This window comes from uncultured Acinetobacter sp. (assembly GCF_947626835.1).
Lineage (GTDB): Bacteria > Pseudomonadota > Gammaproteobacteria > Pseudomonadales > Moraxellaceae > Acinetobacter.
Genome location: NZ_CANQTS010000012.1, coordinates 18296 through 37398, shown reverse-complemented (window position 1 = coordinate 37398; position 19103 = coordinate 18296). Strand labels below are relative to the sequence as shown.

At 41.5% G+C, this 19103-nt stretch carries 11 protein-coding genes; 5 read left to right on the top strand and 6 right to left on the bottom strand.

Annotated elements, in window-relative coordinates; translation table 11 throughout:
* Positions 1-14 precede the first annotated feature (14 nt).
* Positions 15-584, bottom strand: a complete 570-nt coding sequence (locus Q0Z55_RS06835; RefSeq protein WP_297426190.1) for a hypothetical protein — start codon at positions 582-584, stop codon at positions 15-17.
* 159 nt (positions 585-743) lie between these two features.
* Here Q0Z55_RS06835 and Q0Z55_RS06830 point away from each other — a divergent pair, with 159 nt between their 5' ends.
* The 5 genes from Q0Z55_RS06830 to pnp all read left to right on the top strand — a co-directional run bounded on the left by Q0Z55_RS06830 (position 744) and on the right by pnp (position 13046).
* Complete coding sequence (locus Q0Z55_RS06830; protein WP_297426111.1) at positions 744-4400, top strand: exodeoxyribonuclease V subunit gamma; 3657 nt, start codon at positions 744-746, stop codon at positions 4398-4400.
* Complete coding sequence (locus tag Q0Z55_RS06825) at positions 4397-8122, top strand: UvrD-helicase domain-containing protein (RefSeq protein WP_297426107.1); 3726 nt, start codon at positions 4397-4399, stop codon at positions 8120-8122. The genes Q0Z55_RS06830 and Q0Z55_RS06825 overlap by 4 nt, the downstream gene beginning before the upstream one ends.
* A gap of 29 nt (positions 8123-8151) precedes the next feature.
* Positions 8152-9816: an exodeoxyribonuclease V subunit alpha gene (gene recD, locus Q0Z55_RS06820; protein ID WP_297426188.1), complete on the top strand. Its 1665-nt coding sequence runs from the start codon at positions 8152-8154 to the stop codon at positions 9814-9816.
* Positions 9817-10449: 633 nt separating this feature from the next.
* Positions 10450-10719: a 30S ribosomal protein S15 gene (gene rpsO / locus Q0Z55_RS06815; protein WP_004692669.1), complete on the top strand. Its 270-nt coding sequence runs from the start codon at positions 10450-10452 to the stop codon at positions 10717-10719.
* 239 nt (positions 10720-10958) lie between these two features.
* Entirely contained in the window at positions 10959-13046 is a 2088-nt protein-coding gene (gene pnp, locus Q0Z55_RS06810; RefSeq protein ID WP_297426185.1) for a polyribonucleotide nucleotidyltransferase, read from the top strand.
* A 45-nt stretch (positions 13047-13091) separates the two neighbouring features.
* Here pnp and Q0Z55_RS06805 read toward each other — a convergent pair whose 3' ends face one another.
* The 5 genes from Q0Z55_RS06805 to Q0Z55_RS06785 all read right to left on the bottom strand — a co-directional run bounded on the left by Q0Z55_RS06805 (position 13092) and on the right by Q0Z55_RS06785 (position 18990).
* Positions 13092-13346 (bottom strand): DUF465 domain-containing protein, encoded by a 255-nt coding sequence (locus tag Q0Z55_RS06805; RefSeq protein WP_297426100.1) that lies wholly within the window; start codon positions 13344-13346, stop codon positions 13092-13094.
* A 67-nt stretch (positions 13347-13413) separates the two neighbouring features.
* Positions 13414-13731 (bottom strand): chaperone modulator CbpM, encoded by a 318-nt coding sequence (locus tag Q0Z55_RS06800; RefSeq protein WP_297426096.1) that lies wholly within the window; start codon positions 13729-13731, stop codon positions 13414-13416.
* Positions 13732-14009: 278 nt separating this feature from the next.
* Positions 14010-14885 carry an Hsp33 family molecular chaperone HslO gene (locus Q0Z55_RS06795; RefSeq protein ID WP_297426094.1) on the bottom strand — a complete coding sequence of 292 codons (876 nt, stop codon included), beginning with the start codon at positions 14883-14885 and terminating at the stop codon, positions 14010-14012.
* Positions 14886-14927: 42 nt separating this feature from the next.
* Positions 14928-16748, bottom strand: coding sequence for a cation:proton antiporter (locus tag Q0Z55_RS06790; protein ID WP_297426091.1), 1821 nt, complete (start codon positions 16746-16748; stop codon positions 14928-14930).
* Positions 16749-16785: 37 nt separating this feature from the next.
* Positions 16786-18990 carry a primosomal protein N' gene (locus Q0Z55_RS06785; RefSeq protein WP_297426088.1) on the bottom strand — a complete coding sequence of 735 codons (2205 nt, stop codon included), beginning with the start codon at positions 18988-18990 and terminating at the stop codon, positions 16786-16788.
* Between the last annotated feature and the right edge of the window lie 113 nt (positions 18991-19103).

Sequence of the window (19103 nt, the reverse complement as noted above, 5' to 3'; positions counted from 1 at the left end):
AGCGTTTTTAACATTTACTTGGCAGCATCGTCTTGTTGCTGCTCAAGGGTCGGTACATTGGTCACAGGTGGTGCTATAGGTTGGCCACGCTCAACGCCTTGTTTAAGCTGAATGCCTTTGGCTAATTTGTAGCTTTCTTCAACATGCGCTTCGGCCACTTTTTTCATCACAATATAACCTAAGCTGGCAGCAATCATTTGTCCGCCAAGTGGAATAAACTTGGTCACTTGTTTGGTTAAGTATTTGGCAGCCATATTATTAAATGATTTTTTCATGGCAGTACGCGCAACCACTAAACCTGAGAACTCAACCCCACGTTTTTTGAGTTCACTCCAATGAATTTGCTTGGTTTTTGGGTCAAATACAGTCACTTGTTCAGGTGCTAAACCAAAGCGGGCATTCACCTCAGGAATCAGTTGTGACAAAATCCCCACATCAATTAAAACATCTAAAAATGGAATAGGAATAATGGCAACACCTGCCGACATATAGGCCCGTTTTTTGACCAACTCTAAACACTCTTCACGGACTTGTTCTAAATTTAATGTAGGATCAATTGTTTGTGGAATATTGTCAATTTTCATCATGAAATACCTTAAACTAATATGAATTTTTTCTATGTCTGATCGTGTGGTTTAAGCCAACTTAAGCTTAATTTGACATAGCCAATGGTGTCGGTCTAGTACAGAATCTTTGTGATTTTGTAGATAAATTTTTATTTTTATTCAGATGTTAGGAGCAGTATGGCCATTCATGTAATGCAAAGTCAGCGAATTGAAGTGTTATTTGAAGCCATGCTGCGCGCGGTGCAACACAGCAAAGCACATCCTTTGATGGTGTTAAAAGCCCAACATTTTATTGTGCCATCTTTAGCCATTGAAACATGGCTTACTCAGCGTCTGGCTGAACAGCGCGGTATTAGTGCCAATAATCAATTTCATCACCGTATGCGTGGTTTTCAGTGGTGGGTATATCAAGAAGTGCTGCATGATCAACGCGATGAAGTACGTAAAGCCAACCTGCCGCGTTTAATGATCAAATGGCGTATTTATCAAAGTCTAAAAGATTTTGTGCAAGCACCACACAATACCTTAAGTCAGCAACATCCGTTGTATCCTATCATTCAACGTATTTATGCCAGTGCCGACCGTTTAGAGGGGCTTGAACAACTCAATAAAAAACAAAGCATGTTGTATTGGGTTGCCGAACAAGTATCGCGTTTATTTTCCAACTATATGGAATACCGCAGCCATTGTGCACGTTGTGGCGCGCAGTTGTGTGCTTGTGGCAATAATTGGCTGCAAACATGGGGCAAGCAACAGGCTTTAAACGTCGAGCAATTGTTTTTTAAGGTCGGCACCGAAATTGAGCAATTTAAGCTTGAGCAAGCCTATGAGCTTGAAGCATGGCAACGTTGGTTATGGCAAAGCGTTTTTGCCGAAGATTTTAAAAACGTGGCACGGATTGATGCGCTGTTTTGGCAACGCCTTGATGACCCAAACACACGCCAAGATGCCCTAAAACGTTTGCCCAATCAAATTGTAGTATTTACCTTATTGGATTTACCCCCAGTACAACTGCAATTTTTACGTCGTTTAGGACAGTACCTTGATATTTTTGTGATGCATTACAACCCCTCACAAGAATATTGGGCCGATATGGTCGACCCGCATTGGAAAGCCCGCTATGACGCGCAGTTACGGCAAAGATTTATTGAACGTGAGCAAGCGCAAGGGCGTAGCGTCGATGATCAAGCCATTAATGCCTATATTGAAAAATTTAGTCTAGAGTTTCATGCCGAAAAACGCGATTCGCATCATCCGCTACTCACCCGTTTTGGTAAACAAGCGCGTGACCATTTCTCGTTGTTGTCGAATTTATCTTCTAACGAAGAAGGGCAATGGTTTGATTTATTCCCTGAAGATTATCCAAACACGTTATTAGGCAAAATCCAAAGCGATATTTTACATTTACGAAAGCCTGAGGCAAATCAATACTATTTACAGCCAGATGATGGCTCGATTCAGATTCATGTGTGTCATTCAAGTTTGCGCCAACTTGAAGTGTTAAAAGAACAAATTTTACATTGGTTAAGCCAAGGCACACCTGATGCACCGCGCCGTGCCAGTGATATTTTGGTGTTGTGTCCTAACCTTAAAGACATTGAACCACAAATTCGTAGTACCTTTGCCGCGCCCTTGTCTGAGCGCGAACGTATGCTGCAAGATAGCGTATATCTGCCCATTCAAATTGCCGGTGTTACACCACTCGATGCGCAAAATGCATGGCGTGCTGTACTCGGGCGCATTGAGTTATTAACAGGTCGATTCACTTTAGAAGCATTTGCCGATTGGCTGAGTTTATTTGCCACCCAACAACGCTACAATTTAGATGCCAATGCCCTTGAGCGTATTTATGAACTACTCCAAGCGGCAGGTTTTAAACGTGGTTTCGACGCGCAGCATTTACAAGAAAGCTTAATTGAGGGCGATCTGGATTATCGTTTTAGCTTTAAATTTGCCTTAGATCGTTTAGCACTCGGCATTGCTATTCCTGAGCATTGTGTCTTTGAAAACACCTTAAGTTATGCCGAAGTTCGCCCAAGTGATTTTGCTTTAATTGGTACCCTAATTGAAATTTATCAAGATATTGCGGCACGGCGTACATGGCTGATTGAGCATGAAACCCAAGAACAACGCAGCGCTGAATATTGGCTAAACTGTTTAATGGATGAAATTAATGAGTTTAAAGCCGCAGGCGTAGATGTGTTAGACAGCGTGTATCTGTTGGTTAAAAAACAAGAACGTATGCTGACTTTAACCAGTTTTTATGATGACGATGAACAAGATGCTTTACGCAGTTTAACCCTGCCTTTACCTTATATTTTAGCGGAAATTGAAAAAAGTTTAGGCAGCCAGTTAGAGCAAGCCGAACCTACAGGACAAATCACCTTTAGCCAAATGGGGCAGATTCGTCCTGTGCCATATAAATTGGTGGTGATGCTTAATTTAGACAGTGGCAAGTTCCCAAATCGTGATCAGCATATTCCTTTTGACCTCATGCAAATGTTACGTCCACAATTGGGTGATCGTTCACGTTTAGAAGATGATCAAGGTGCATTTTTAGATGCCCTGTTATTGGCCAAAGACAATGTATGGCTGTTTTATAATGCGTTTGACTTAAACGACAGCGAAGTGCGTGATCCATCCAGCGTGTTACAAGAGTTTGTACAGCATTTAAATTTGATTGTGTATCAAGATCCAACCCTTGCGCCACAGACCGATGTACATGGCGTTGAAGTACCTAGCCAATTGCTCAGTCTGTATCATATTCATCCTTTACAACCCTTTGATCCTGTAGGCTTTAGTCAAGCGCATGCTATTCGCTATCAAAACCAATGGTTTAAAGTAGCACGTCAATTGGTGGGCGCGCAGCAGCCACGTCAAGCATGGAGTACAGGCGTATATACATTGCCGGCATTAGAGCAAGCCTATGAATTATTAGACAGTGAGCAATGGATTCAGGATATTTTATTTCCGGCGCGTACTTATCTTAAAACCTTAGGGGTGAAAAATTTAAGCCCAAGTGACGTGATAGAAGATCAAGAACCCTTGTTATTAGATGGCTTAAAAAAATATCAAGTGCGTGAGTTCTTATTGCAGCATCAAAGTGCCAATGCAGATGTTTTACAAGATGTATTACCGGTAGGCAAAACCCAACATGCCACATGGCAGCAAAGTTTAATTGAGCACAGTCATTTGCAGCAGCGCTTATATCAGTTTGCTGAAACCACCACCGCTACCACACGACAGGTTTTAAAACTTCAAGATCAATTACATATCAGTATTCAAGTGCCAGAAAGTACGAGCGACACATGGCTCAGCTTAATGGCAGCCAGTGCTAAGCCCAAACGCCGTGGTCGGGTGTGGCTTGAATATTTACTGTGGCTTGCCTATTTAGATTTAGGTGATGCAGGACGAAATCTACGCCGTATCGCTGTATGCAGTGATAAAACCTTAATTTGCCAAGGGGTCAGTTCAGATCAAGCCAAAATTTGGTTACATGATTGGCTTGAGGCATGGCAATATGCCAAGCAAAATGTCTTATTATTGCCTGCCGAATTACTCCTCAAAGACGAAGCCAAAGTCGAGTGGGTAGACCTTGAAAATGGTGATATGCAAGTTAAAGACCTAGACAGACTGATTAAAGAGTGGCGTAAATCGGATGGTTTTGCCGGCTATCGTTATGACAATGAAGAGTGGAATATTAAACACCGCGATTGGCAGTTTATTTTACGTGATGCCGATAGCAATAGCTTGCTTGAACAGGCCTGTTTAACCTTCTCTTACCGACTTTATCAGCCGATCTTTTGGCATCAAACGATACAGGATGACGCATGAACAGTTTTTGTCAGATTGAACCTTCTTATGCGCCTATTGTTGATATGCAATTTTGCGGCTTACATTGGATTGAAGCTTCGGCGGGCACAGGTAAAACCTATACGCTATCAAGCTTAATGGTACGTGTGTTGTTGCACGATTATTTACCGCATCAAGTGATTTCCACCACTTTTACCCGTGCAGCAGCAGCAGAATTAAAAACCCGTATTCGTAAACGTCTGCAAGATGCTTTGCATTTTCTACAGCCTTATCAAGCTTTAAGTAGTACAGAAATTTTAGCGCAAGCGCAACTTGAACAAGACGTCTTATTCCAAAAAATATTACACGATTATGCAGATAAAATCGGTTACGCTTGCGAGCGTTTAAAGTTGGTTTTAGACCAATTTGATGAATTGTTTGTTGGAACGCTAGACAGCTTTAGTCAAAAACTGCTTACAGAATTTTCTTTTGAAAGTGGCAGAATTGAGCATGTGGCGATTAGTGATCAAGCCAAGCAATACACCCAACAGATTATTCACGATGTATTACGTGAGTGGATTCAATTACAACCGCAAGCCAACATTGATTTTTTGTTGCTAAAAGGAATTTTAAAAGCCCCTTTGGCTTATGTGGATGTGGTGCAAAAAAGTCTTGATTTTGCCTCAGCCAAAATGCAAACCGTGAAGCCACAACCTTTAGATACTGAGGTTTTATCAGCTTGTCTAAATCAACTTGCGAGTTTTACTGTAGAGGATTTACAAGAATTACAGGCCTATTATGCAGGAGAATTTACCTCTAATTTTTCTGCACATGTCTTAGAAAAACCTGAAAAAAACTTGCTACAAACCTTCACGGTGATTTTGCCGAATCTCATCAATACGTTAAAGCAAAACGAACCTTTAACAGTATTTTTTAATCCACAATTTCAAAAACAGCTAAAACAAGTCTTTAATTTATTTTTAGACAGTAAAGGCTTGCCACGTAAAAGTTTATTTAATAAACCGAGTAAAACCTGTAGCGCCGAAGATCAAGCAGCCTTTTTACAGCATCGGGTGATACAGACACTACAAGAGCTATTGCTGGCCACCCAACAATTTGAGCAACAACTTGGCGCGATTGATACACAGTTGAAGTATTTTTTAACCCAAGAAGTCAAACGTCGTCTACCACAGCGTTTACAACAACAAGGCGAAACCACCTTTACCCAACAAATGCGCAGTTTAAGTGATGCCTTAATGGGAGAGCAGGGACAGCGTTTTGCCCAATATGTGCAGAGTCGTTATTCATTAATTTTGGTCGATGAATTTCAAGACACCAACCAAGATCAAGATAATATGTTGGCGCAAATTTGGCGTAACCCCAAATGGTATAGCCAAGGCTGTATGATTATGGTGGGTGACCCTAAACAGGCCATTTATGGCTTTCGTGGCGGCGATATGTTGACCTATAGCAAAGCGCGTCAAGATGTTTTAGCCAAACAGGGTAAACTGTATAGTCTTAAATACAATCAGCGTTCTGTACCTGAGTTGGTGCAAGTGGTTGATGCTTTGTTTCAGCAGCAGCCCAATTTTGGTGAACAGGTGATTTATAGTCCTGTAGAAGCAGGTTTACGTCCGCATCCGATCTGTTATGAACAAGGCGTGCCCAATCCAAAGCCGCTGCGTTTTATCACTTTAGAAGATGCCGATCACGAGCCTTTACAGGTGGCTTGGCAAATTCGCCATCTGTTAAATTTAAGCGCACAGCAGCAATTATATTTTCAACACAAAGAGCAAAAACAACCTTTGCAAGCTGATGATATTGCTGTTTTATCACGTAATCATGATGGCTTAGACAAAGTCCAATATGAGCTAAATCGTTTAAATATTCGCGTTAATCGTGCCTCAAAACGCAGTGTCTTTGACAGCAGTATTGCCCAAGATGTTGGGGCGATCTTAACTGCAATTTTGCATCCTTTTGATGAAGCCAAAGTCAAACGGGCTTTACTCAGTCATTTGATTGGACTGCAACTTAATGACCTGATTGCGATGCAAGCTCAGCCTGAGGGTTTAAGTCGTTATATGAACGACTTTGAGCATATTCGTGAAATGTGGTTGGGCAAAGGTTTTTTAACTGCATGGCAATACACCTTAAATATTTTTGCGGTGTGGGAAAATTTGGTGCGTTATCAAAGCCGTGATAATGAACGCTTAGTGGTCAATTTACGTCATTTAACTGAAAGTCTGACCCAGCACAGCGAAAGCTATCAAGGTGCGCAAACCTTATATACATGGTATTTAAAACAAATTCAGTCACCGGGGCAACGTGATTGGGAAATGGAGCGCAGTTTAAGTAACACAGCAGGCGTGCAACTGATGACAGTGCATCAATCTAAAGGGCTTGAATTTAAAATTGTATTTTTGCTTGGGGCAAGCTCGGCTGGGCGTGAGATCAATAAAACCTTGAATTTCTCGACTCAAGTGATCAATCACAGTGAGACTGGACAAACTGAAATCCAACGTGTAGTGGCAATTAACGATAAACATTTATTAGATACACAAGCCATTGCCGAACATGACGCCAGATTAGAAGCCGAACAGCACCGTTTGTGGTATGTGGCGCTCACCCGTGCCAGTCATCGGGTGTATGCAATATTAAGTAAAAAACTATTAGATAAAGCACATGGTGTATTGTTTTGGAAAAATGTTGGTGAAGGCTTTTGTCATGCTCATTGTCAGGATGAGCCATTATTGGCGGAGTGTCCGATCTGGATTCGTCCGCCGCAACAGATTCAAACGCCTGTGCTGTATGCATTAGATTTACCCAAACAACGCTTTTATCCGCGCAGTAAAACCAGTTTTAGTGCTTTAGCGCAGCATTTAAGCCGTAAGCAAGCAATGGATGTTTTGGCTACACAGCATGAACAGCACAACAATGCTGCCGATGAAATCCATGTGGTTGCAGACAGTCATCCAAGCGAGCAAAGTTTATCTTGGATTAAACGTAACTTCCCGATGGGTACATTGGCGGGTAACTTCTTACATGAAATCTTTGAACACATTGATTTTCAAGATCAAAGTGATTGGGGTTTAGAGCTACATCGACGTTTTAAAAACAGTTATCCAAGCCTTTGGCAAGAATTAAAAGAAAAATATGTGGCAGAGTTTGAGCTGGTCAATGACGAACACTTATATGCCATGTTGGGCGAGTGGTTAGCTGAGATTTTAAATACACCATTATTTGCCGATTTCTGTTTAAGTCAGTTAAGTGCAGATGCTCATATTGCCGAATTTCCATTTTATTTGGCGCTCGCCGATCGCATCTTTGGCGTGCAGCGTATAAGTGATTTATTTCAAGAATATGGCATTCATATGGTGCCACTAAATCACGCCAATTCAGCGCGTTATCTCACAGGTTCAATCGACTTGGTGTTTTATGATGGACAGCGTTATCACATTGCCGACTATAAGAGTAATTTTTTAGGTCAACATCAAGCTGACTATAGCAATGCTCATATTCAAGCCAATATGTCACAAGCAAGTTATTGGTTACAAGCAGGTTTATATTTAGTGGCCTTACATCGTTATTTAAGTGTGCAACTGCAAGACTACGACATCCACACCCATTTAGGTGGCGCAAGTTATTTGTATTTGCGTGGTATGAATGGGCAAGCTGAGCAAGGTTTACATTATTTTAAACCTGAGGATGAATTTATTTTGCGTTTAGATGCACTGTTAGGTCGTATGCAAGGGGACATGCTATGAATATGAGCACTGAAAACGATGTAGCATGGATGAAAGCATGGAGTGGCTATTTTGCTGATACATCACTTGAGGCACAAAATTTAATTCAAGAGTTGCTGCTTGCCATACAAAATGGGCACAGTTGTGTGCAAGCTTTACCTGAACAAGTGCGAAGTTTAGGCACATTGGTGGCCGCACCACATGCAATTGCGCCGTTTATTTATGATCAAAGTCACTTATATTTATATCGTTATTGGCAATTAGAACAACAATTGGCCCAAGATGTTAAACGCTTAATTGAAGCGAAAGTTACCCAAGTGGCTGTTGCAGATGATCAAGAGCTATTAACTGATGATCATCAAAAAGCGGCTTTACACGCTGTGGCACAGCAAGGTTTAAGCATCATTACTGGAGGACCGGGCACAGGTAAAACCTATACTTTGGCGCGTATTATTGCTGCTTTAAATCAAACTTTACCCGATTTACGTATTGCTATGGCCGCACCTACAGGTAAAGCGGCACAGCGTATGAAAGAAGCTTTGCAAAATGCATTTAACGACCCAAAACTTGAGCATTTGGTCAGCGATGATTTAAAGCATTTACAACCGATTACTTTACATCGTTTATTAGGCTTAGGCACACAACATAAACCGCGTTTTTCCGCCAAGCAGCCCTTACCATTTGATGTGGTGGTGGTTGATGAAGCTTCCATGCTGGACTTAAATTTAGCTGCTTTATTGTTTAATGCTATTGCCAATGGTACCCGCTTAATTTTATTGGGCGATGCACAGCAATTGGCCTCCGTGGATGTGGGTTCAGTCTTGGCAGATTTACAACAGGTAGAACATCTAGCTTCACATCGGGTGCATTTACATACCAGTCGTCGCTTTAAAGCAGGTGCAGCGATTGGTGAGTTGGCAGGTTTTATCCAAGCCCCACATGTAAAGAGTTCAATGCTGCATGAGCTAGAGCAGTTGATTGCATCGTCTACTTTACAAGCCATCCGGCTTACAACACACATGAGCGATGTGGTGCAGCTTCAATATTTACCAGAAAAAATTACCTCTGAAGACTATCAAGCCTATTACGATCGCCTAATGTTCGGTTTTGAACCTTATGTAGCTGCCTTAAAAGCCTATTTAGCGAGTGATGAACCTGAAACTTTATTGGCAGAAGTTTTAGCACATTTTGACGACTATCGTATTTTAACGGCGATTCGTCATGGAGCTTTGGGTTTAAAACAGCTTAATCAGCAGATTGAAAAACGTTTATTGCAACAGTTGGCAAGCTATACCACTCAACAAGGTGATTGGTATGTCGGACGTGCAGTGATGATGACCTATAACGATTATCAACTTGGGCTATCCAACGGTGATATTGGTGTATGTTTACAGCGTTTTAAAGAGGGTCAGTGGCAATTTGAGGTGTATTTCCCAAGTTTAGAAAAATGGTTGCCAGCAGCACGGTTACCTAAAAATATTGAAACAGCTTTTGCTTTGACGATTCATAAATCGCAAGGTTCCGAATTTAAACATAGCGCTGTGGTGTTAGATGGTGCTGCTGCCAACCTATTAAGTCAGGAACTGCTTTATACAGCGATTACCCGTGCTAAGTCGGTGGTGAGTATTTTAGCCGACCCAAAGAGCTTGCAACAGGCCCTAACAGTAAAAACTACACGGCAAAGTGGCTTAAAAAATAAACTAAAAACAACGTGATTTTTTGATTGAATAGTCAAAAAGTGACTTTTGTACGCCATGGCTTACAAAGATTCGAGAAATTGACGCATAGAGCTTTGCTGCACTTTCTGCGAATATAGCTTTAACAAAAGCTCAACACGGAATGTTGAGAATAATCGCACAATGATAACGATAAGCCGATATGGCAGCGAACTTACAGGAAAGTAAGTCACAGAGGAAACTTACAGCCGCTAAGCCTTGTAGTTTTGGGAGAGACTACAAGGCTTTTTATTTTTAATCTTGTCCTACACGCTGTAATCCAAAACGCACAAAGTAATAGGTGAAAAACCACTCGCTGCTTTCATATTTTAATTGCATACTAAATCAATAAGGACAGCTACTGTTAAACAAGAGTACTGAGCCATATTATTATAAAATTTAGTTTTATTGCAGCGCCTCAAGCCCAAGTTTCACTTGGGCTTCTTTGTGTGCAAGGTGTGTTGGGAAAAATTTGAGCGCTATTTCACACATAACAAGCATTTGCGCAAAAGCATTTTTGCAATCTTTACCAATATGGCTTAAAATAGCGCCTTGCTGTAGTGATGCACGGCAGTCAATTTTTTAAATTGATTCATATCGAAATTTTTTATAGAAGCATCTCGGAGAAATCGAATGGCTTTAACAAACGCAGATCGCGCAGAGATCATCGCTAAATTTGCTCGTGCTGAAAATGACACTGGTTCTCCAGAAGTTCAAGTAGCACTTTTAACTGCTCAAATCAATGACTTACAAGGTCACTTTAAAGAGCACAAGCACGATCACCACAGCCGTCGCGGTCTTATCCGTATGGTTAACCAACGTCGTAAGCTTCTTGACTACCTTAAAGGTAAAGACGCTACTCGTTACAGCGATTTGATTGCTGCTTTAGGTTTACGTCGTTAATTCGATTTAAACTTTGTTTTTCGGATTATTGCATGTTGAGTGCTGTAGGACTAAAAACAAAAGCATATCTAACTTTGGTTAGATAATGGGGAAGGGGCGAATGTTCGCTCCTTCTTTGTGTTTAAAATCTAGTGAGGTCGGCTTCTAAGCTTTGTCATTTACGCAACATACTATGATTGTGAATGCCAAACCTTAGGGGTCTCCACTAGAATAAAATCAGGAAAGAAAAATATATGTCGATGTTTAATATTGTTCGTAAAGAATTCCAATACGGTCAACATACCGTAACATTAGAAACTGGTCGCGTTGCACGTCAAGCAAATACTGTGGTGATTACCATGGGTGGCGTAACTGTATTGGTTGCAGTTGTTGCACAAGCAAAAGCAAAAGCAGGTCAAGATTTCTTCCCATTGACTGTAAACTACCAAGAAAAGCAATATGCTGCGGGTCGTATTCCAGGTGGTTACGGTAAGCGTGAAGGTCGTCAATCAGAATCTGAAACTTTAATTTCACGTTTAATTGACCGTCCAATTCGTCCATTGTTCCCAGAAGGTTTCTATAACGAAATCCAAGTGACTGCAACAGTGGTTTCTTCTGATAAAACGATGGAAGCTGATATTGCTGCAATGTTGGGTACATCTGCTGCAATGTCAATTGCCGGTGTTCCATTCCGTGGTCCAATTGGTGGTGCGCGCGTTGGTTTGATCAATGGCGAATATATCCTTAACCCAACTACTGAACAACTCAAAGATTCAGATCTTGATTTAGTGGTTGCAGGTACTGAATCTGCGGTACTTATGGTTGAGTCTGAAGCGAAAGAACTTTCAGAAGATCAAATGCTTGGCGCTGTATTGTTTGGTCATGATGAAATGCAAATTGCAATTCAAGCGATCAAAGAATTTGCAACTGCTGCAGGTGCGGTTGAATCGACTTGGGTTGCTCCAGTTAAAAACGAAGAACTTCTTGCTAAATTAAAAGCAGCATTTGAAGCGAAAATTTCTGAAGCGTATACCATTGCAGTTAAGCAAGACCGTTATGCAGCATTAGATGCACTTCATGCCGAAGCTGTTGCTCAGTTTGTTCCTGAAGAAGACGAAACCGGTATTGCAGCTGAAGTTGACGAATTATTTGAAGAATTAAAATACCGTACAGTACGTGACAATATCTTGTCTGGTAAGCCACGTATTGATGGTCGTGATACCAAAACTGTTCGTGCAATTGATGTACAAGTGGGCGTATTAGGTCGTGCGCATGGTTCTGCATTGTTCACACGTGGTGAAACTCAAGCATTAGTAACGACTACTTTAGGTAATACGCGTGATGCATTGATGGTTGATACCCTTGCAGGTACTAAAACTGATAACTTCATGCTTCACTACAACTTCCCTGCATACTCTGTAGGTGAAACTGGTCGTGAATCAGGTCCTAAACGTCGTGAAATTGGTCACGGTCGTTTAGCACGTCGTGGTGTTCAAGCTGTTCTTCCTGCAGCTGATCGCTTCCCGTATGTGATTCGTATTGTATCTGACATCACTGAATCAAACGGTTCATCGTCAATGGCGTCTGTATGTGGTGCATCATTGTCACTGATGGATGCAGGTGTGCCTCTGAAAGCACCAGTTGCGGGTATCGCAATGGGTCTAGTGAAAGAAGGCGATCGTTTTGCAGTTCTTTCTGACATCTTAGGTGATGAAGATCACTTAGGTGACATGGACTTTAAAGTAGCAGGTTCTGCCAACGGTATTACTGCACTTCAAATGGACATTAAGATTGAAGGTATCAACGAAGAAATCATGGAATCTGCATTAAACCAAGCTTATGCTGGTCGTATGCACATCTTAAACGAGATGAACCAAGTGATTTCACGTGCACGTCCAGAAATTTCTATGCACGCGCCTACATTCCAAGTGATCAATATCAACCCTGATAAGATCCGTGACGTGATTGGTAAAGGTGGTGCAACTATCCGTGCTATTACTGAAGAAACTAAAGCGGCGATTGATATTGAAGATAACGGTACAGTACGCGTATTTGGTGAAACCAAAGCTGCTGCCATGGCTGCGATTGCAAAAATCCAAGCCTTAACTGCTGAAATTGAACCTGGCACGATCTACACAGGTAAAGTGATTCGTATCGTTGAGTTTGGTGCGTTTGTAAATATCTTACCAGGTACTGATGGTTTACTTCATATCTCACAAATTTCTAACGAGCGTATTGCTAACGTGGCAGACGTGTTGACAGAAGGTCAAGAGATTAAAGTCCAAGTTGCTGATGTCGACAACCGTGGTCGTATCAAGTTGACCATGAAAGAAATCGAACAAGCATAATTGCTTTGTTTTGATTGAAAAAAAGCCCGCTCATGCGGGCTTTTTTTATGAACTTTGTATTTTTTGCAACATCAAATACATTTGATCTTTGAGCTTTAATTTTTTGCGCTTTAATACTTCAATGTCATCACGAATTTGACTCAGAGGGTCAAGTTCTAACTGCATCACGGTTTTATCTAACTGTTCATGCTCCTCAAACATTTTGGCGAAATGTGGATTATCCTCACGTAATTTCGGAATCAAATCACGAAATTCAGGGAACATGAATTTGGTCTTTTTATTACATTCTTTGGTTTTCATAGTGCTTTTAAAATCTCAACTGAGTTGATTGACATATAAACAACAGGCTGCCTAAACAACACCGTAATTAGCTATGAATAAAGTTGCAGTGTTTGACTTGTTTACGTAGCTGTTGGACTTCATCAATCAAATCAAGCATCATGGCCACGGCAGAAAAACTGGCGTCAAAGTCACGTTGTAAACGATAGGCTTGTTGAGCACGGGCAAGGTCGGCGGCAAAAAACTGATGAATGCGCTCTTCTGGGCGGCGTGACAGAATCTCATACTCTAAAAGCTGCAAGACCCATTCTGGGCTTTGTCCGCAGCTTTGTGCAAAGCTGTGTAAATCAAAACTCACGCCGTCTTCTATATTCTCTAGGCTTTCACGATGATGGATGGTAGTCATGGACAACTCCTTGTAATCGGTGTTCACAAAGCAAGATTTTTGCGATAAAGCTTAAGCATGAATGCGTACAAATCGGCAAGCTATGCAGGGTGTGTTGAGTATTTGTTGTTGTAACAGCATCACAATGCGATTTTGCTTATGCTTAATGTGTTTATTATTTAATCATTATTGTATGTTTCAGCCGTGAAGGCTAGGGGCAGTTTGTGTAGCTTTGTTGCAAAGCGATAAACGGTAAAGCCAAAAAAAGGCAGCGATGAGCTGCCTTTTAAGTGATTGATTTAACTTAAATGTTGACCAAATAAGCCTAAGGCTTCTTCAGCACTAAAGGTGTAGTTGCTGTTACAGAATTGGCAGCTAATCTCAATTGGATTTTGATGTTCTAGGGTTTCACGCACACCCGTGACGCCAATTTGTTCTAAGGCAGTGGCACAGCGCTCTTTAGAACAGGTACAACCAAATTTAAGCGGTTCTGCTTCAGGTAGACGTACCTCTTCTTCGTTGTATAAACGATATAAAATGTCGGTAGCACTCAGGTCTGTCAGCTCTTCAGCTTTTAAGGTACTGGTTAGCATGGTTAAACGTGGCCATAAATCTTCATCGACACGTTGCTGTTCTTCTTCATTGTTGCGCGGTAACAATTGAATCAGTAAACCACCCGAACGCTGTTCGTTACTTGCCAATACAATACGCGTTGCAATTTGTGCAGATAAATCATAATACTGCATTAAACATTCGGCTAAGGTGTCATGCTCAAGCGGTACCACACCTTGATAACGCTGACCTACCTCTGGCTCAATATTAATAAATAACACAGGCTTAACTAAGCTTTTCAGTACCGTGCTTGAGTCATCTGCTTGATTAAAACGCGCATCGGGTTCGTATTCAGCCAAAGCACGTACTTCACCTAAATGGTTACATTCAGCCATCGCCCACTTGAGTGTACCTGAGGCTTGAATTTGTAAGCTAATGCGACCTTTAATTTTTAAGGTACTGGCAAGCAAGGCTGTAGCGCTGAGCATTTCGCCCAATAAAACTTTAATCGCAGGCGCATAGTCACGCTGCGCTAAAATTGTGGTTAAGGTGTGCTCAAGATGCACAACTTCGCCACGAACAGGGCTATCTTCAATAAAAAAGCGTTGACGTAAATCAGACATAAAATTCTCCAAACCCTGTCTTAATGGTGGCTATATTGTAAATCACAAGTCATCTAGCTTCATCTGTTGTGATGTGGATGGGCTTAAATCACGCTTGAGTTTCGCAAGGCGCTTGGCCTTAAACTCAGCATCTTGTTGAAATAAGTAAGCCAGTTCATCTAAAGCTGCCTCTTGAGTTTGATACAGCTTAGTATCATCATATTCGATATGCTGTTGTTGGCGTTGTAATGTTTGGTCGTGAATTCGAAACTCTTCTATACTCGTCATCAGAGGTTCATCTTGCTTGTTTAAAGATGCCAAACTTTGCTCGGCCAATTCTAAAGCAGATAAATAGGTTTCTCGCCAAATATGGGCAATGCCTAAATCTTTTAATAGATGTGCATGATGACGGTCACGAGCACGTACAAAAAGCTCAATCTCAGGATAATTTAACTGTAAATAACGCACAATATTAATATTGTCTTCTACATCATCCACGGCAATCACTGTAACTTTAACTTGTGCTAAGGTCATTGTTTCTAGTTGTGTGGCGTCGGTGGCATCTAAAACATGCAAACTTCCCCCATAGGCTTCTAGGGCTAAATCAGCTTTGAGATGACTGTCGATGGCTGTAAATGGGGTGTGTTGCAGATGTGCCACGCGTGCCACCAATTGTCCAAACCGCCCAAACCCAATAATCAATAAAGGAGCGTTGACTAGATGTTGTGAGCCAGTGTCTGCTTGTTGGAGACGCGGCAACAAGTAGCGTTGGACTGCAATGAATAAAAATGGTGACAGTAAAAAACTCAACATCAATAAAATTAAGTAAGGTTCAAGTAAAGCTGCATTGGCGATTTGTTTTTCAAAGGCCATATACAGCAAGATAAAACCAAATTCACCACTACTAAGTAAAGCGGCTGCGCTTAAAGTGCTGTCTGGCCAAGAGGCTTTAAAATAGCGGTTTAGTGCAACATACAGCAGCATTTTAACCAATAATAATGTAATTAAACCTAGGCCTAAAAATAACGGCTGCTCAACAATGCGTTGTAATGGCAGGCTAAGCCCCAAAACAATAAAAAATGCAGCAAAAACTAAACCTTGTAAGGGACGAATATACAGTTTTAAACGCTGTTCAAAACGTGAATCAGAAATTAAAAAACCAGCAAGCATGGCGGCTAAAGTGGCATGAATGCCTAATGCCTCTAAAGCAATAAAACTTAAACTGGCACTAAACACAGCACTGGCTAGGATGAGTTCATGGGTATGTGTTTTTTCTAATAGATCAAATACGGGTTGTAGCACATAACGTTGTAGTAAATATAAACCACTGATTGCAGCCACTAAACTCATCACATAAGCCAAGCCATGTTGAGGTGAGGCCATATTAAATAGTGGCAACATAGCCATAAAAATTGCAGCAATTAAGCTTTGCACTAAGCCAAATTGTGTTAATTTTTGGGTAATACGAGAATTTAAGATGGTATTAAGTTGCTGCTGCAATAAGCTAAAACTCAGCAAACTTAACCCACCACTGATGACTAAGCTTTGCAGCACAGTTAAACCTAAAGCGAAAACACCAAGCACTGTGCCTAGGCTGCTTAAAATGAGCCATGCAGCAATAGGCAATTGAAGCGTTTGTTTACGGATTGAAATTAAACGCGCAGGATGCAGTTGCATGCCCACTAAAAACAATAAGAACAGCAGACCTAAGTGTTGCAGTTGTTTGAGTTCCACACTTAAATCAATCAAATTTAAAGCAAAAGGCCCAAGCATAATCCCTGTGATGACATAGCCGAGCAAAGAGGGGAGTCCTAAAGACTTGGTCATAGGCACCAAGACCAAGGCAAACGCCAAGATGATCGTCAGTTGTATAAGTAAAGACATGCAGCGTCCTGTGGTAAACAGCAGTTCAAGCGGTAAGTTAGCTTAATTCTTGTGGGTCAATATCAAGGCTCAGTTTCATCTGTGAGGGTTTTTGTTGCAACAGATTTGGCCACCAGGTACGTAACTGTAGATGCAATTGTGCACGATCTTGTGCCAACATCACCATATGCGCATGAAAGCGGTTGGCTTTACGCTCCATAGGCGCGGGAATGGGACCCCAAATGGTGATGGTATCATTAGACATTTCACGTAAAAAAGTGGCATGTTGTTGCAAGAAATCTAAATTTTGTTCTTGTAAGCGTGATTCACAGCGTAGCAATGCGGCATAACGAAAGGGTGGTAATTGCGCAATCTCACGCTCGCTTAAGGTTTGTTTGGCAAATGCGCGATAGTCATTATTGACTAAAGTACTTAGTAACGGATGATCAGGCCGTAGGGTTTGTAAATATACATCACCTTTACGCTCCCCACGACCGGCACGGCCTGCAACTTGAATAATCAATTGTGCGGTACGTTCAGGGGCCCGAAAATCAACACTGAGTAAACCTGAATCTATATCTAAAATCGCCACCAAAGTCACATAGGGAAAATGATGACCTTTAGCTAACATTTGTGTACCCAATAAAATCAGCGGCTCGCTACTATGAATCTTGTCATAAATTTTTTGCCAACTGCCGACCCGACTGGTTGAGTCACGATCGACACGTAACACAGGATAATCGGGAAAAAGCTGATTGAGTTGCTCTTCAACTTTTGCAGTGGCCAAGCCAATTGGCTTGAGTTCTTTATGCTGACAACTTGGGCACTGATCAGGTTGACGTTGAATTGTGCCACAGTGATGACAATGCAAATGTAAATAAGGTTGCTGATGCACGGTAAAATTGGCGTCGCAGTGTGGGCATTTGGCTTGCCATGCACAGCTATCACAAATTAATACAGGTGCATAACCGCGACGGTTTAAAAACACCAACACTTGTTCTTGTTTTTCTAAGCGTTTGCCAATTTCACCAATCAAACTTTGGCTGATGCCTTGGACTTTATGCTCAGCTTTTAAATCCAAGACATGGATTTTGGGCATCACTGCGCTACCGGCACGTTGGTTAAGTTGCAGAGCAGTCATTTTGCCTTGCTGCACAAGCGCATAACTGTCAATGCTTGGTGTGGCAGAACCTAAAACAATCGGGCATTGTTGTAAGTAGGCACGGTACAAAGCGACATCACGGGCATGATAACGAAAACTTTCTTGTTGTTTAAAAGACAAATCATGTTCTTCATCTAAGATGATTAAGCCTAAATTATGCATCGGTGCAAAAATTGCTGAACGTGTGCCTAAAATAATGGATGCTTTGCCTGTTTGGGCGTGTTGCCATGCTTGTAGGCGTTTTGAGTCGTTTAGCCCTGAATGCATGAGGGCAATATTGCAATGAAAGCGTGATTGAAAACGGCTAATGGTTTGTGGGGTCAAACCAATTTCAGGCACCAATACCAAGACTTGTTTGCCTTGTTTGAGTACCTCGTGCATCACCTGCAAATACACTTCGGTTTTGCCACTGCCGGTTAAACCATCGAGTAAAAATGCGTGATATTTATTTTTAGCTTTTAAAATACTTTGAATGGCGAGCTTTTGTTCATCATTGGCAGTTAATGGCATGTGTGCCAAAGTCATGGGGATGGGGCTAAAGTCTTGAGCTTCCAACACACAATCAATAATGCCTTTTTTTTCCAAAGCTTTTAAAGTCGCGGTTTCAATGCCGGCTAAATTGAGAATATTTTCTGCCGTGCCGGTAGGGTGTAGCTTTAAAATTTTATACGCTTCTTGCTGTTTTTCAGAGCGTTTAATTTTATTTTCTGCGATTAAATCGAGCACTCGCCACATACGAGCCAACAAATTATACGGTCGTCCTTGACGCAATAAACTTGGCAAGGCGCTATGTAAGACTTCGCCTAAGGGAAATTGGTAGTATTTAGACGCCCAAGTGAGCAGTTTTAAGCTATTGGCATCAAAAATTGCCGCATCGTCTAATAATTCGGTAATACTTTTTAGTTTAATATGTGGCGCAATTGGTGCATCGGGTGCGAGCTTTTCAATAATGATGCCCACTAAGTTTTGTCGACCAAACGATACGGTCACACGCGCACCGACTTGGGCTTGCTGATATTGACTTTCAGACAACAAATAATCAAAGCAATCGTAGAGGTGAACCGGTACGGCCACACGAACACGATAGTTAAGATTGGACATAGTACGCTCAACTTGACAAGGTAAATGCAATGGGTATGTGATAAAGAGTTATGTTAGAGTGATCACACATTTTATAGCCCTCACTATGAATGATTTTGCGTCTGTGGCGCAAC

Bases quoted from the DNA above. Each gene is read 5' to 3' on its own strand.
- pnp (WP_297426185.1), top strand. From the start codon at position 10,959: ATGTTTAATATTGTTCGTAAAGAATTCCAATACGGTCAACATACCGTA.
- Q0Z55_RS06795 (WP_297426094.1), bottom strand. From the start codon at position 14,885: ATGTCTGATTTACGTCAACGCTTTTTTATTGAAGATAGCCCTGTTCGT.
- recD (WP_297426188.1), top strand. From the start codon at position 8,152: ATGAAAGCATGGAGTGGCTATTTTGCTGATACATCACTTGAGGCACAA.
- Q0Z55_RS06835 (WP_297426190.1), bottom strand. From the start codon at position 584: ATGAAAATTGACAATATTCCACAAACAATTGATCCTACATTAAATTTA.
- Q0Z55_RS06790 (WP_297426091.1), bottom strand. From the start codon at position 16,748: ATGTCTTTACTTATACAACTGACGATCATCTTGGCGTTTGCCTTGGTC.
- Q0Z55_RS06825 (WP_297426107.1), top strand. From the start codon at position 4,397: ATGAACAGTTTTTGTCAGATTGAACCTTCTTATGCGCCTATTGTTGAT.
- Q0Z55_RS06785 (WP_297426088.1), bottom strand. From the start codon at position 18,990: ATGTCCAATCTTAACTATCGTGTTCGTGTGGCCGTACCGGTTCACCTC.
- rpsO (WP_004692669.1), top strand. From the start codon at position 10,450: ATGGCTTTAACAAACGCAGATCGCGCAGAGATCATCGCTAAATTTGCT.
- Q0Z55_RS06800 (WP_297426096.1), bottom strand. From the start codon at position 13,731: ATGACTACCATCCATCATCGTGAAAGCCTAGAGAATATAGAAGACGGC.
- Q0Z55_RS06805 (WP_297426100.1), bottom strand. From the start codon at position 13,346: ATGAAAACCAAAGAATGTAATAAAAAGACCAAATTCATGTTCCCTGAA.
- Q0Z55_RS06830 (WP_297426111.1), top strand. From the start codon at position 744: ATGGCCATTCATGTAATGCAAAGTCAGCGAATTGAAGTGTTATTTGAA.